This window comes from Streptosporangium sp. NPDC006013 (genome assembly GCF_040614275.1).
Taxonomy (GTDB): Bacteria; Actinomycetota; Actinomycetes; order Streptosporangiales; family Streptosporangiaceae; genus Streptosporangium.
This window is the reverse complement of sequence record NZ_JBEXUE010000249.1, coordinates 1-14754: the sequence shown is the minus strand read 5'-3', so window position 1 is coordinate 14754 and position 14754 is coordinate 1. Positions and strand designations below refer to the sequence as shown.

12 protein-coding genes are annotated in these 14754 nt (G+C 69.7%); 2 read left to right on the top strand and 10 right to left on the bottom strand.

What is annotated here, in order from left to right; all coding sequences use genetic code 11:
* Nucleotides 1–600 precede the first annotated feature (600 nt).
* From tyrS to argC, 10 genes are all read right to left on the bottom strand, one after another.
* Nucleotides 601–1869, bottom strand: a complete 1269-nt coding sequence (gene tyrS / locus ABZ260_RS31015) for a tyrosine--tRNA ligase (RefSeq protein ID WP_355553715.1) — start codon at nucleotides 1867–1869, stop codon at nucleotides 601–603.
* Between the two features lie 138 nt (nucleotides 1870–2007).
* Nucleotides 2008–2658 (bottom strand): DNA-3-methyladenine glycosylase, encoded by a 651-nt coding sequence (locus ABZ260_RS31010; protein WP_355624907.1) that lies wholly within the window; start codon nucleotides 2656–2658, stop codon nucleotides 2008–2010.
* Entirely contained in the window at nucleotides 2658–4076 is a 1419-nt protein-coding gene (argH, locus tag ABZ260_RS31005) for an argininosuccinate lyase (protein WP_355624905.1), read from the bottom strand. Before argH ends, ABZ260_RS31010 begins: the two co-directional genes overlap by 1 nt.
* Nucleotides 4077–4117: 41 nt before the next feature.
* Nucleotides 4118–5317, bottom strand: coding sequence for an argininosuccinate synthase (locus tag ABZ260_RS31000; RefSeq protein ID WP_355624903.1), 1200 nt, complete (start codon nucleotides 5315–5317; stop codon nucleotides 4118–4120).
* A gap of 36 nt (nucleotides 5318–5353) precedes the next feature.
* Nucleotides 5354–5881, bottom strand: a complete 528-nt coding sequence (locus ABZ260_RS30995; RefSeq protein ID WP_355624911.1) for an arginine repressor — start codon at nucleotides 5879–5881, stop codon at nucleotides 5354–5356.
* 8 nt (nucleotides 5882–5889) lie between these two features.
* On the bottom strand, nucleotides 5890–6870 hold the full coding sequence (gene argF, locus ABZ260_RS30990; RefSeq protein ID WP_355624901.1) for an ornithine carbamoyltransferase: 981 nt from the start codon (nucleotides 6868–6870) through the stop codon (nucleotides 5890–5892).
* Nucleotides 6860–8011, bottom strand: coding sequence for an acetylornithine transaminase (locus ABZ260_RS30985; RefSeq protein WP_355624909.1), 1152 nt, complete (start codon nucleotides 8009–8011; stop codon nucleotides 6860–6862). Before ABZ260_RS30985 ends, argF begins: the two co-directional genes overlap by 11 nt.
* Before the next feature lie 56 nt (nucleotides 8012–8067).
* Entirely contained in the window at nucleotides 8068–8997 is a 930-nt protein-coding gene (gene argB / locus ABZ260_RS30980; protein ID WP_355553702.1) for an acetylglutamate kinase, read from the bottom strand.
* Nucleotides 8994–10148 carry a bifunctional glutamate N-acetyltransferase/amino-acid acetyltransferase ArgJ gene (gene argJ, locus ABZ260_RS30975; RefSeq protein WP_350927335.1) on the bottom strand — a complete coding sequence of 385 codons (1155 nt, stop codon included), beginning with the start codon at nucleotides 10146–10148 and terminating at the stop codon, nucleotides 8994–8996. The genes argB and argJ overlap by 4 nt, the downstream gene beginning before the upstream one ends.
* On the bottom strand, nucleotides 10145–11167 hold the full coding sequence (gene argC / locus ABZ260_RS30970) for an N-acetyl-gamma-glutamyl-phosphate reductase (RefSeq protein ID WP_355624899.1): 1023 nt from the start codon (nucleotides 11165–11167) through the stop codon (nucleotides 10145–10147). Before argC ends, argJ begins: the two co-directional genes overlap by 4 nt.
* Nucleotides 11168–11438: 271 nt before the next feature.
* Between argC and ABZ260_RS30965 the strand changes: the two genes are divergently transcribed.
* Together ABZ260_RS30965 and ABZ260_RS30960 are read left to right on the top strand one after the other, a co-directional pair.
* A complete protein-coding gene (locus tag ABZ260_RS30965) occupies nucleotides 11439–13100 on the top strand; it encodes a class I adenylate-forming enzyme family protein (protein ID WP_355624897.1) in 1662 nt (553 codons plus the stop codon).
* An 81-nt stretch (nucleotides 13101–13181) separates the two neighbouring features.
* A complete protein-coding gene (locus ABZ260_RS30960) occupies nucleotides 13182–14492 on the top strand; it encodes an MFS transporter (protein ID WP_355624895.1) in 1311 nt (436 codons plus the stop codon).
* The last annotated feature ends 262 nt before the right edge of the window (nucleotides 14493–14754 follow it).

Here is a 14754-nt window from a genome sequence, read left to right as displayed (position 1 = left end):
GATGAAAGGGCAGGTTGGACAGGGTTGTGCTTCATGCACTGGCTTTTAACACACTGTTGAGTTCTCAAGAAACGGACGCGTACACCGTCGTCCCGACCAGTACTTGATCGGAGAGCCAGGGGCGCTCTGCTTCTTACTTAAATCCTACCGCTTGTCAAGACTGTGTCAAATTGCTAGCTCTCAGCCATTTGTCACAAACCCTGCAGGCTCACTAGGATTTTCTTTGCTCCGCTTCCGGAGCAACCCACTGAACCTACCGTGTCATCCGGGCCACAGCGAAGCAACCGGTTTTCCGGTGATCTACGCGGAGTCCGAACTCTCAAGTTCGTTCAGTGGAGTGTCCCTGGGGCCCGTCCGCCAGCTCAGGCGTCCGGCTCGCTCCCGGGGCATTGAAAAGATTATGCCCCTCCCGGAACATCGTCAAATCAGCCATGCTTGGTAAAACCGCAGGTCAGAGGGGTTCCTTAAGGAAACCAGGCGCGTTCGCTACCGGAATGTTACGCGGTGAGACGGCGAACGCCCCAGCCGAAGCCGGGGCGTCCATCCCTCGTAATCACCGCCTTTACCTGGCGGAAGAGCAGGCCGGCAGCGCTGGCGGGGTCAGGCCTCGACGATCTCGACGCCACCGACCGAACGCTTGCCACGGCGGAGCACCAGGAAGCGTCCGTGGAGGAGATCATCGGCCGACGGCACGTACGCCTCATCGGTGACCTTGGTGTTGTTGAGGTAGGCGCCGCCCTCCTTGACGGTGCGACGCGCCTCGGACTTCGACTTGACCAGGCCACTCTCGGCGAGCAGGTCGACAAAGGACGCTCCCAGCGCGGGAACCTCGGCACGCGGCACCTCGGCGAGAGCCTCCCCGAGCGTGCGCGCGGGCAACTCCTCCAGGGACCCCTGACCGAACAGGGCCGCCGAGGCGGCGATCACCGCGGCGCACTCGTCGGCACCGTGCAGCAGCGTGGTGAACTCCTCCGCGAGTGCTCGCTGGGCCTCGCGCGCGGCGGGCCGCGCGGCGGCGGCCTTCTCCAGCTCCTCGATCTCCTCACGGGACCTGAAGCTGTAGATCTTGAGGAACTTCACCACGTCCCTGTCATCCGAGTTCAGCCAGAACTGGTAGAAGGCGTACGGCGAGGTCATCTCAGGGTTGAGCCAGACCGCACCGCCGGCGGTCTTGCCGAACTTGGTCCCGTCCGCCTTGGTGATCAACGGCACGGTGAGGGCGTGCACATGGCCACCCGTCACCCGGCGGATGAGGTCGGTTCCCGCGGTGATGTTGCCCCACTGGTCGCTGCCGCCGATCTGGAGCGTGCAGCCGTAGCGCCGGTTCAGCTCCAGGTAGTCGTTGGCCTGCAGGATCTGGTAGCTGAACTCGGTGTAGCTGAGCCCCTCTCCCCCCAGCCGGGCGGAGACCGACTCGCGGGCGAGCATCCGGTTGACCGGGAAGTGCTTGCCGACGTCACGCAGGAAGTCGATCGCCGACATGCCCTCGGTCCAGTCGAGGTTGCTGACCAGGATCCCGCCCGTCTCCTCCGAGAAGTCTAGGAACTTCTCCAGCTGGACACGGATCCGCGCCACCCATTCGGCCACGACCTCGGACGAGTTCAGCGAGCGCTCGGTGCTCCGACCGCTGGGGTCGCCGATCAGGCCGGTCGCGCCGCCCACCAGGCCGACGACCCGGTGACCCGCCCGCTGCAGGCGGGTGAGGGTCAGCAACGGGACCAGGTTGCCGACGTGCAGCGAGGGCGCGGTCGGGTCGAAGCCGCAATAGACCGTGATCGGACCCTCGGCCATCGCCCCGCGCAGGGTGTCGATGTCGGTGGACTGCGCGATCAGGCCGCGCCAGGCGAGGTCATCCAGAATGTCGGTCACGATCCTTGCTTTCCAATGCTCGAAGGGACATTTAGCGCTCTCGTACACCCTGCCCGATCGCGGCACCGTCGCGCCACTCGAAACCCTTCTCGAGCACGAGTCGACCAGCGGGGGAGCGAAGAGGAGCGCACGGGTGGCCTACCGGCGGCGCGGCACGTGCGGGCGATGGGGCGAGACGGTGGGGTCGCCGTCGATCCAGAAACGCCAGGGCGTCTCCTTTCCCGACGAGACCCCGGTGCGCGGCCCCGACCGGACGGATGTGGCCATGGCGGGTTCGCCATCGATCACGGAGAGCGATCCCGGGACGCAGACATCGAGTCCGTTGTGCTCCAGGGTGAAACCGAGCGCCACGGCCAGACGCGCCGGTCCTCTGGCCAGATCGACTTCCCGGACGGCACGGGCGCTTCCCGCTCTCCGGCGGGCCATGGCGGTCCCGATACCGGAGATCACCTCTCCGGCCCTGAGCAGTATCCCGGACCCCGTCCCCTCGGGAAGGCAGGTGAGGTTGGCGCAGAAATGCATGCCGTATGTGAAGTAGACGTACAGGTGGCCCGGTGGGCCGAACATCACCGCGTTGCGCGGCGTCCGGCCCCGGTAGGTGTGCGACGCGGGATCCTCACCCGGCAGGCCGTACGCCTCGACCTCGGTGAGACGCAGCGCGACCGGCCCGTGCACGAGTACTCGTCCCAGCAGATCCGGAGCGATCTCGTGGGCGGGCCGGTCGAAGAAGTCGCGCGCCAGCGGCGCGGGCGCGGCGAGCGAGTGCCCGCCGTGCTCTTCAGCGGACATCAGGTCCCGATCGCCCAGGCCGCCTGGGCGTCGACGATCTCGCGGAGCGCGACGAGCTGGTCGCGGACCCGGTCCGGCGCCGTACCGCCGTGCGCCTTGCGGGCGGCCAGCGCGCCCGGCACCGAGAGGACCTCGCGGGAGTCAGGCGTGAAGTGCGGCGAGACCTTGGCCAGTTCGTCGTCGGTGAGCTCGCCGAAGTCCTTGTCGTTGACCTGGCACCAGACGACCAGGTGCCCGACCGCCTCATGGGCCTCGCGGAAGGCGACGCCCCGGCGGACCAGCAGCTCGGCCAGGTCGGTGGCCAGCGCGAACCCGTCCGGAGCCGAGGCCTCCAGCTTGGCGGTGTTGACGCGCATGGTCGCGACGAGCCCGGCCATGGCGGGAAGGACGAGCAGCAGGCTGTCGACGGAGTCGAACACCGGCTCCTTGTCCTCCTGCAGGTCCCGGTTGTAGGTCAGCGGCAGGCCCTTGAGCGTCGTCAGCAGCGACATCAGGTTGCCGATGAGGCGGCCGCTCTTGCCCCGGGCGAGCTCGGCCACGTCGGGGTTCTTCTTCTGCGGCATGATCGACGAGCCGGTGGAGTAGGCGTCGTCCATCTCGATCCAGCGGAACTCCTGCGAGGCCCACAGGACGATCTCCTCGCCCAGCCGGGACAGGTGCACGCCGATCATCGCCGCGTCGAACAGGAACTCGGCGGCGAAGTCGCGGTCGGCGACCGCGTCCATCGAGTTGGGCGCGGCGGAGTCGAAGCCAAGTTCCCTGGCCACGGCCTGCGGGTCGAGCGGCAGGGAGGACCCGGCCAGCGCCCCGGAGCCGAGCGGGGAGACCGCCGCACGCCGGTCCCAGTCGCGCAGCCGCTCGATGTCGCGGGCGAAGGCGTGCACGTGCGCCAGGAGCTGGTGGCCGAAGGAGACCGGCTGGGCGTGCTGCAGGTGGGTCATGCCGGGGGCCGCCGTCTCGGCGTGCTCCTCGGCCTGGCTCATCAGCGCGGTCTCCAGCTCCACCAGCCGGGACACGATGTGCCTGACGTGATCGCGGAGGTAGAGCCGCAGATCGGTGGCAACCTGGTCGTTGCGGCTTCGGCCGGCTCTGAGCTTGCCGCCGAGCGTGCCGAGGCGTTCCAGCAGGCCGCGCTCCAGCGCGGTGTGGACGTCCTCGTCGGCGACGGTCGGCCGGAACTCGCCCTCCTTGCAGGCCCGCTCCAGGTCGTCCAGGGCACCGAGCATGCGTGCCAGTTCGTCGTCGGTCAGCAGGTTCGCACGGTGCAGCACCCGGGCGTGCGCGCGCGAGGCCAGCAGATCGTACGGCACCAGCCGCCAGTCGAAGTGCACGCTCACAGAGAGCCTGGTCAGCGCGTCGGCCGGACCTCCTTCGAACCGGCCGCCCCACAGCCGCATCGGCTTGCCACCATCAGTCACCGTTGTTCTCCCTCCCCATTCAATCCGCGACCTTAGCCCACTCAGCCCAGCCGGGCGTCCCGGGCGGAGGCAATCTTGGAGGGAAGGCTCCACAGCTCGACGAAGCCCTTGGCGAGAGACTGGTCGAAGGTGTCGCCGGTGTCGTAGGTGGCGAGGTTGAAGTCGTACAGCGACGCCTCCGAGCGCCGGCCCGTGACCGTGGCCCGGCCGCCGTGCAGGGTCATCCGGATCTCGCCGGTGACGTGCTCCTGAGCCTCGGCGATGAAGACGTCCAGGGCCTTCTTGAGGGGGGAGAACCAGAGGCCGTCGTAGACGAGCTCGCCCCAGCGCTGGTCCACCGACCGCTTGAACCTGGCCAGGTCGCGCTCGACCGTGACGTTCTCCAGCTCCATGTGCGCGGTGATCAGAGCGATGGCGCCCGGTGCCTCGTAGACCTCGCGGGACTTGATACCGACGAGCCGGTCCTCGACCATGTCGAGGCGGCCGACGCCCTGGGCGCCCGCGCGCTGGTTCAGCTCGGCGATGACCTGGAACGGGGTCAGGTGCCGCCCGTCCAGCGCCACCGGGACGCCCTTGACGAAGCTGATGATGACCTCGTCGGCCTCGCGCGGCTGGGCGGGGTCGGCGGTGTAGGAGTAGACGTCCTCGATGGGGCCGTTCCAGATGTCCTCGAGGAAGCCCGTCTCGACGGCCCGGCCCCAGATGTTCTGGTCGATCGAGTAGGGGTTCTTCTTGGTGGTCTCGATCGGCAGGTTCTTCTCCTCGGCGTAGGCGATCGCCTTGTCCCGGGTCCACGCGTAGTCGCGGGCCGGGGCGACGACCTTGAGCTCGGGGAAGAGCGCGGCCAGGCCGGCCTCGAACCGGACCTGGTCGTTGCCCTTGCCGGTGCAGCCGTGCGAGACGTGGGTGCCGCCGAACTCCTTGGCCGCGGCGGCCAGGTGCTTGACGATCAGTGGCCGCGACAGGGCGGAGACCAGCGGGTAGCGGTCCATGTAGAGGGCGTTGGCCTGCAGGGCGGGCACGCAGAAGTCGGCGGCGAACTCCTCGCGGGCGTCCACGACGACGGACTCCACGGCGCCGCAGTCGATGGCCCGCTTGCGGATGATCTCCATGTCCTCGCCGCCCTGGCCGACGTCGACGGCGACCGCGATCACCTCGGCGCCGGTCTTCTCGGCGAGGAAGGGGATGGCCACGGAGGTGTCGAGGCCGCCGGAGAAGGCGAGTACGACCCGGTCAGTCATAATTGATCTCTCCAAGTTATTCGTTCGTCACAAGTCTCAGATGGTGCCGGGATCGCCCGCCTGAGCGGGCTGAATACGTCGGTCGGCGTGCCTGAGCAGCCCCTCGGCGACCGCTGCCCCGCCCGCCGGGTCACGGCTGATGACGAGGATCGTGTCGTCTCCGGCGACCGTGCCGAGGATGGACTCCCAGTCGGCGTGGTCGATGGCGGAGGCGAGGAACTGGGCGGCGCCCGGTGGCGTGCGGACGATGATCAGGTTGGCGGAGGCCTCGGCCGAGACGAGGAGTTCCTCGGCGAGCCGGCTGAGCCGGGCGGCCGGGGACTCGCCGGTGCCGAGCCTGGCCAGCCTTATCCGGCCACCGCCCTCACCGGGCAGGGCGTAGACCAGGGAGCCGTCCTCGGCGCGCAGCTTGAGCGCACCGAGCTCGTCCAGGTCCCGGGAGAGGGTGGCCTGGGTGACCTCGACCCCGCTCTCCAGCAGGAGCTTGGCCAACTCCGGCTGGGATCTGACGGGCTGCCGCTGCAGCAGGTCGGCGATCCTGGCCTGACGGGCGACCTTGGTCATCGGGATCGTCACGCGACCACCCCGCCCCCGGGCGCGTCCGGACCGCTCACCGAGATCAGCCAGTGCAGCAGGGCCTTCTGGGCGTGCAGCCGGTTCTCGGCCTGGTCCCACACCAGGCTCCGCGGGCCGTCGAGGACCTCGGCGGAGATCTCCAGCTCGCGGTAGGCGGGCAGGCAGTGCAGGACGATGGCGCCGGGCGCCGCCCGGTCCACCAGCGCGGCGTTGACCTGGTAGGGCATGAGGTCGGCGACCCGCTGCTCCTTGCCGTCCTGGCCCATGGAGACCCAGGTGTCGGTGGCGAGGACATCCGCGCCCGCGGCGGCCTGGACCGGGTCGGTGAGCACGGTGACCGACCCTCCGGTCTCCTCGGCGACCTTGGCGGCCCGCCGGAGGATCTTCGGGTCCGGCAGATACCCGGCGGGGGCGGCGACCCGCACGTGCATGCCGGCGACGGCGCCGCCGAGCAGGTAGGAGTGGGCCATGTTGTTGGCGCCGTCCCCGAAGTAGGCCAGGGTGAGTCCGGCGGTCCTGCCGAAGTGCTCCCTGGCGGTCTGCAGGTCCGCGAGGATCTGGCAGGGGTGGAACTCGTCGGTGAGGGCGTTGACCACCGGCACCGAGGAGGCCGAGGCCATGGCCTCGACCCTGTCCTGGCCCGAGGTACGCCACACGATGGCGCTCACCTGACGCTCCAGGACCCGGGCGGTGTCCTCGATCGACTCACCCCGGCCCATCTGGGAGGAGCCTGCGTCGACGATCAGGGGAAGGCCGCCGAGCTCGCCGATGCCGACGGCGAAGGAGACCCGGGTGCGGGTGGACGGCTTGTCGAAGAGGACGGCGACGGTCTGCGGGCCCTCGAAGGGGCGGTAGCCGTAACGGTCCTTCTTCATGGCCTCGGCCAGGTCGAGCACCTGGGCCTGCTCGGCGGACGAGAGGTCGTCGTCCTTCAGGAAGTGCCTGACGGGTGCCTGCGCGGAGAGGTTACTGGGCATCGGCGGCCTCGTCGAGGATCGCTGGGAGCGCGGCCACGAAGGCGGCGACCTGAGCGGAGGTGATCACCAGCGGGGGTGCGAGCCGCACCGCGTGGGGCTGGAGGGCGTTGACCAGGAAACCGGCTCGCCGCGCGGCGGTCTGGAAGTGGGCGGAGCGGTCGTCGGTCAGCAGAACGGCCAGCCACAGGCCCCTGCCCCGGACACCGGCGAGCAGCGGGTGGTCGATCGCGGCGATGCCGTCGGCGAGTTCGGCCCCGACGGTACGCACGTGCTCCAGCAGGCCGTCGGTGTCGATCGTGTCGAGCACGGCGAGCGCCGCGGCGGTCGAGACGGGGTTGCCGCCGAAGGTGGACCCGTGGTCGCCCTGGGCGAAAACCGTGGCCGCCGCGCCGAAGCCGACGCAGGCGCCGATCGGCATGCCTCCGCCGAGGCCCTTGGCCAGGGTGAGCACGTCGGGCAGGATGCCTTCGTGCTGGTGGGCGAACCAGTGCCCGGTGCGGCCGATCGCCGACTGGATCTCGTCCGCGACCAGCAGCGCGCCTGTGGCGTCGCAGATCTCCCTGGCCGCCGTGAAGTAGCCCTCGGGCGGGGGCACGACCCCCGCCTCCCCCTGGGTGGGTTCGAGGAAGACTGCGGCGCACTCGCCGGTCACCGCGCTCTTGAGCGCGTCGGCGTCACCGTACGGCACGAAACGAACATCGATCGGGAAGGGCCCGAACTGGTCACGGATGGAGGGTTTGCCGGTCAGGGCGAGCGCGCCGAGGGTCCGGCCGTGGAAGGCGTTCTCGGCGGCCACGAAGTAGGTGCGGCCGTTCGACTTGCCGTACTTGATGGCGAGCTTCAGCGCGGCCTCGTTGGCCTCGGTGCCGGAGTTGGTGAAGAACACCTTGGCGGGGGCGCCGAGCAGGCTGAGCAGGCGCTCGGCGAGCAGTACCTCGGGCCCGTGCAGGAAGAGGTTGCTGGTGTGGGCGAGGGTGGCGACCTGCCTGGAGACGGCCTCCACCAGCGCCGGGTGGGCGTGGCCGAGCGAGCTGACCGCGATGCCGCCGATCAGGTCGAGGTACTCGCGGCCGTCGACGTCCCAGACCCTCGTGCCCTCGCCTCGGGCCAGTGCCACCGGGGGCACCCCGTAGTTGGCCATGAAGGCGGCCTCGAAGCGCGTGCTGAGCGCCTCTGTGGCGGGACTTTCCTGCGGGCTCACGTGTCGTTCCCCTTCAGCTGGGCGGTGGCCGTCGCCGCGGGGGCGTCCGGCAGCACCATGGTTCCTATGCCCTTGTCCGTGAAGATCTCCAGCAGCACCGAGTGGGGCACCCTGCCGTCGAGTACGTGGGCCTGCGGCACGCCCCCCTGGACGGCGGTCAGGCACGCCTCCATCTTGGGGATCATGCCGCTGGACAGGGTCGGCAGGAGCTTCTCCAGCTCGGTGGCGGACAGCTCGTCGATGACCTCGTTGTCAACGGCATCGGGGCTCCAGTCACGGTACAGGCCCTCGACATCGGTCAGGACGATCAGCTTGGACGCCTGGAGCGCCACGGCGAGCGCGGCGGCGGCGGTGTCGGCGTTGACGTTGTAGACGGTGCCGTCCTCACTGCGCGCGACCGATGAGATCACCGGGATCCGCCCGTCCTCCAGCAGCGCCCGCACGGCTCCGGCCTCCACGTTGACGATGTCGCCGACCTGGCCGATGTCGACGCTGGCGCCGTCGACGACGGCGTGCTTGCGCACGGCGGTGAACAGGTGGGCGTCCTCGCCGGACATGCCGATGGCGAACGGCCCGTGCCTGTTGATCAGACCGACCACGTCGCGGTTGACCTGGCCGACGAGGACCATCCTGACGACCCGCATGGCCTCGGGGGTGGTGACCCTGAGCCCGGCGGTGAAGGTGGACTCGATGCCGAGCAGGTCGAGGTGGGCGTTGATCTGCGGGCCTCCCCCGTGCACGATCACCGGCCTGAGCCCGGCGTAGCGCAGGAAGACGACATCGGCGGCGAACTTCTCGCGCAGGTGCTCCTCGGTCATCGCGTTGCCGCCGTACTTGATGACGACGGTCGCACCGTGGAAGCTGGCGAGCCAGGGCAGCGCCTCGATCAGCGTGGTGGCCTTCGCCAGGGCCTCGGCCCGCCTCATGAGGAGTACGCCGAGTTCTCGTGGACGTACTCGGCGGTGAGGTCGGTGGTGTGGATCGTCGCCGAGTGCGGGCCCGCCGACAGGTCGATGGTGATCGTCACATCGCGCGGGGTGAGGTCGACCTTGGAGCGGTCGTCACCCGCGGCACCGCCCCGGCAGATCCAGATGCCGTTGATGGCCACGTTGAGCCGGTCGGCCTCGAAGACGGCGTCGGTGGTGCCGACGGCCGACAGCACCCGGCCCCAGTTGGGGTCCTCTCCGTGGATGGCGCACTTGAGGAGATTCGACCGGGAGACGGTACGGCCGACGGTGACCGCGTCCTCCTCGGAGACGGCGCCGACGACCTCGATGGCGATCGCCTTGGAGGCGCCCTCTGCGTCCAGCAGCAGCTGGCGGGCGAGGTCGGCGCAGACCGCGAGGAGGACCTGCTCGAACTCGGCGAGGTCGGGAGTGATACCGGAGGCGCCGCTGGCCAGCAGCAGCACCGTGTCGTTGGTGGACATGCAACCGTCGGCGTCGAGCCGGTCGAAGGTGACCCGCGTCACCTTGCGGAGCACCTCGTCGAGCTGCTCGGCGGGCAGGTCGGCGTCGGTGGTGATCACCGAGAGCATGGTGGCGAGGCCCGGGGCGAGCATGCCCGCGCCCTTGGCCATGCCGCCGACCATGTAGCCGCCGGCGCCCTTCCTGAAGGAGATCTTCGAGACGGTGTCGGTGGTGCGGATGGCGTCGGCGGCGGCCAGCCCGCCGTCCCTGGCGAGCTGTGAGACCGCGAGATCGACCCCCGCCAGCAGCGGTTCCATCGGCAGGCGCTCACCGATCAGGCCGGTGGAGCAGACCGCGATCTCGCCGGCCGAGTCTCCCAGCGCCTCGGCGACCTTCTCCGCGGTGGCATGGGTGTCCTGGAAACCCAGCGGCCCGGTGCAGGCGTTGGCGCCGCCGGAGTTGAGGACCACCGCGTGGACCCGGCCCCCGGACAGCACCTGCGCGGACCACAGGACGGGTGCGGCCTTCACCCGGTTGGCCGTGAAAACTCCCGCCGCGGCGCGCGAGGGGCCGTCGTTGACGATCAGTGCCAGGTCGCGGGCGGCACCGGACTTGATTCCGGCGGCGACACCCGCCGCCCGGAAGCCGAGGGGGGCGGTCACGCTCATGGGGCGACTCCATTGAGAGGAAGGCCTAGCTCTTCCGGCAGGCCGAGGGCGAGGTTGGCACTCTGGATGGCCCCGCCCGCCGTTCCCTTGGTCAGGTTGTCGATGGCGACGACGGCGACGACGCGGCCCGCACGCTCGTCCAGGACGACCTGGAGGGCGGCGGTGTTGGCTCCGAGAGTCATCGAGGTCGCGGGCCACTGGCCCTCGGGGAGCAGCCGCAGGAACGGCTCGTCCTTGGTGGCGACCTCGTACGCCTCGCGCAGGACCGCCGGGGTGAGGCCCGCTCTGGCGGGCGCGCTGCAGGTGGCGAGGATGCCGCGGCTCATCGGCGCCAGCACGGGGGTGAAGGAGACGGTGACCGGCTCACCCGCCAACGGGGAGAGGTTCTGCTCCATCTCCGGGGTGTGCCGGTGGACGCCGCCGACGCCGTACGCGCTGGCCGAGCCCATCACCTCGCTGCCCAGGAGGTTCGGCTTGGGCGCCCGGCCCGCTCCGCTGGTGCCGCTGGCGGCTACCACCACCACGTCGGGCCCGACGAGGCCGGCGGCGAAGGCGGGGAACATCGCCAGGGTGACCGCCGTCGGGTAGCACCCGGGCACGGCGATCCTGGAGGCCGCACGCAGTTCCTCGCGCCGGCCCGGCAGCTCGGGCAGCCCGTACGGCCAGGTGCCGGCGTGGGTTCCGCCGTAGAAGTGCTCCCAGGCGGCGGGGTCGGTGAGCCGGAAGTCGGCGCCGCAGTCGACGACGAGGGTGCCGTCACCGAGTTGCTCGGCGACGGCGGCCGACTGGCCGTGCGGCAGGGCGAGGAAGACAAGGTCGTGGCCGCCGAGGGTCTCGGGGGTGGTCTCCAGCAGGATCCGGCCGGCCAGCGGGGCCAGGTGTGGCTGGTGGGCGCCGAGCGCCGTGCCGGCGCTTGAGGCCGCGGTCAGCGCGCCGATCTCGATGCCGGGGTGGGACAGCAGCAGGCGCAGGAGCTCACCCCCGGCGTAGCCGCTGGCACCCGCGATCGCCGCTCTCATCGGCCCCCCTGATCTCTGCATGTTCATACACACTCACTCATGCTCTTGCTAGAGAGATTATGCATCTCCGGGGATTGTCATGCAAGCCGGTTATGCGGGGGTTACCGGCCTACGGAATGCCCCAGGGCAGCGGAAAAGTCGCAAAAATCATGCTTTTCGGCTCTCGATTGTGGGGACGAGGCAATCAGTTGCGTTTCGGCATTGTTGCGCATACCTACCGGTCAGTATCGTGGCGACCTCCGGTCCTTCCACCCTTCGGGAGTGCGAACGCATGACTGTCACCCATGACCAGGTCCAGGCCCAGCTCACCGGTCCCGGACAGCTTTTCGAGATGGACGAGGTCCCCGGCCACGGCGGGACCGTCAAAACCTGGAAGCACGCCCCCCGCGACTTCCGGGCGCTCCTCGAGACGAGCCGGTTTCACGGCGACAAGATCTTCCTGACCTACGAGGACGAGCACATCACCTACGAGGAGCACTTCAGGCGGGCGGCCACGCTCGCACGGCGTCTGGTGGACGATTACGGCGTGGCCAAGGGCGACCGGGTCGCCATCGCCATGCGCAACTACCCCGAATGGGTGATCGCCTTCTCGGCCGCGCTGGCCATCGGGGCGATAGCCGTTCCACTCAACGCCTGGTGGACCCCGCAGGAACTGGAGTACGGCCTGTCGGACTCCGGCGCCAAGGTGCTGATCGCCGACGGCGAGCGGGCGGCCGGGCTCACCGGCCTGCCCCCGGCACTGATCGTGACCCGCGGCGAGGTACCCGAGGGCGCCCGCGCGTTCGAGGAGGTGATGGGCGAGGTGGCGGCGGACGTGACGCTGCCGCCGGTCGACCTCTCCCCCGAGGATCCGGCAACGATCTTCTACACCTCCGGCACCACGGGCCGCCCCAAGGGCGCGCTCGGCAGCCATCGCAACGTCGGGCAGTCGCCCATGACCGTCGCCTACGGCATGTACCGCAGCATGGTCAGGGCGGGCGGGGACCCGGGCGAGACGGCGGGGCAGCGCCGCGTCACCCTGCTCACCGTTCCGCTCTTCCACGTCACCGGCTGCTTCGCGGTGATGACCACCACCATGTTCAGCGGGAGCGGCCTGGTACTGATGTACAAGTGGGACGCGGGCCGCGCGCTGGAGCTGATCGAGCGCGAGAAGATCACGGGGCTCACCGGCGTGCCCACCAACGTATGGCAGCTCCTGTCCCACCCCGACCTGGACAAGCACGACATCTCCAGCCTCAACGCCCTCGGGTACGGCGGTGCCCCCGCTCCGCCGAAACTGCTGGAGCGCATCACCGAGCAACTGCCCAGCCGCGCCCCCTCCAACGGGTACGGCATGACCGAGACCACCGCGCTCGCCATCAGCAACGCCGGCACCGACTATCTGGCCAAACCCGACAGCATCGGCCTGCCGATGGCGGTGGTCGAGGTGAAGATCGCCGATCCGCTCGGCGACGAGCTGCCGGTCGGCGCGGTCGGTGAGCTCTGCCTGCGCGGACCGAACGTCATCCTGGGCTACTGGAACCGTCCCGAGGCCACCGCCGAGACCTTCGTCGGCGGCTGGCTGCACACCGGTGACCTGGCCAGGGTGGACTCCGAGGGGTTCGTGTTCATCGTGGACCGGGCCAAGGACATGGTCATCCGCGGCGGCGAGAACGTCTACTGCGCCGAGGTCGAGGCCGCCCTGTTCGAGCACCCGGCGGTCGACGACGCCGCGGTGATCGGCATCCCCCATGACGAGCTGGGCGAGGAGGTCGGCGCGGTGGTGCGGCTGTCGTCCCCGGCGACCGCCGAGGAACTGCAGGCCTTCCTGCGCGAGCGGATCGCCCCCTTCAAGATCCCGGTCAGGTTCTGGGTGCGTGACACGGAACTTCCCCGCAACCCCGGTGGCAAGATCCTCAAAACCCACCTGCGCAGGGAGGTCCTGGGCTCCTGACGCCCGCCGCGCTCGACCCGGCGGTGACCTGCCGGAAAATGAGTTGCCCTCCGCGCAGGTCACCGCCGAAACTACCTGTTCGTGCCAGAAAACGCTGACCGGTCCATCAGAACCCTGCTCCGTCGCCTGACGATGGACCTCAGCCCGCTCCGCGACTCCCGCGACTTCCGGTTGCTCTTCGGCTCCGGCGTCGTCACGATGTTCGGCACCTTCCTGACCCTGGTCGCGGTCCCGCTGCAGATGAAGGAGCTGACCGGCTCCTACCTGGCGGTCGGCCTGGTCAGCGTGGCCGAGTTCGTCCCGATGGTGGTGTGCGGACTCTGGGGCGGGGCGATCGCCGACGCGCTGGACCGGCGCAAGATCATCCTTTACACCGAGATGGGACTCTGCCTCACGGTCCTGATCCTGACCGTCAACGCGCTGCTGCCCAAGCCGCAGATCTGGGTGCTGTACGTGGTCGGCGCGCTCTCGGCCGGGCTGGGCAGCCTGCAACGGCCCAGCCTGGAGTCGCTGCTGCCCCGCGTGGTCAGGCACGACCAGCTGACCGCGGCCGCCGCGCTCAGCGCTTTCCGGTGGAACCTGGGCGCCATCGTCGCCCCGGGCCTCAGCGGCCTGATCGCGGCCTGGTTCGGCGTCGCCGTCGCGTACGGCGTCAACGTGGTGACCTTCCTGCTCTCCCTGGTCCTGCTGCAGATGGTGCGGGCCCAGCCGCAGCGGGAGAACGCCCCGGCGGCCTCGATCAGGTCACTGGTCGACGGGGTCCGCTACGCCGTGGGCCGCCCCGACCTGATGGGCACCTACCTGGTCGACGTCGCCGCGATGATCTTCGCCTTCTCCACCGCGCTGTACCCGTTCCTGGCCGACGAGCTGGGCGTCCCCGAGGCTCTGGGGCTCTTCTTCTCCGCCTCGGCCGTCGGCTCGCTGATCGCCTCGGTCACCTCCGGCTGGACCAGGCACGTGCACCGCCACGGCCTCGGCGTGATCATCGCGGCGGCCGTGTGGGGCGTGGCGGTGGCGCTGGCGGCGCTCATGCCCAGCGTCTGGGGCATCTTCGCCTTCCTGGCCGTGGCCGGGGCCGCCGACATGATCAGCGGCGTCTTCCGCTCGACCATCTGGAACCAGACCATCCCCGACGAGTTCCGTGGCCGCCTGGCGGGCATCGAGCTGCTCTCCTACACCAGCGGCCCGATGCTGGGCAACGCCAGGGCCGGCCTGATGGCCCAGCTCGGCGGGACCCGCTTCTCCCTGGGCGCGGGCGGTCTGCTGTGCGTCGGCGCGGTGGCCGCGATGGCCGCGCTGCTGCCGAGGTTCCGCGACTACGACGCCCGCACCGACGAGCACGCGCTCAGGGAGCGCGCCCGCCGCGAGGAGGCCGCTCCCGTCCAGGGATAAGGCACCCGCAACCACCCTCACAGAGTGGAATCATGTTGCTACTGTCAACGACCCCTCCTGAGGGAGGGGGCTTGAGGCGCAGTGATGCGCTTTGAAGCCCCGTGTTGACCAGCCCTGGCCATCACGAACTGGAGGTGCGATCCAGATGACTACGTTGAACACAAGATCGCAGACCGACCTTGGGGTGCTTCCTCAGCCCCAGGCTCTCGAATCCGTGGGAGCAGACACGCCCGAGGGTGGGCACGAAACGGCTCACGGACAC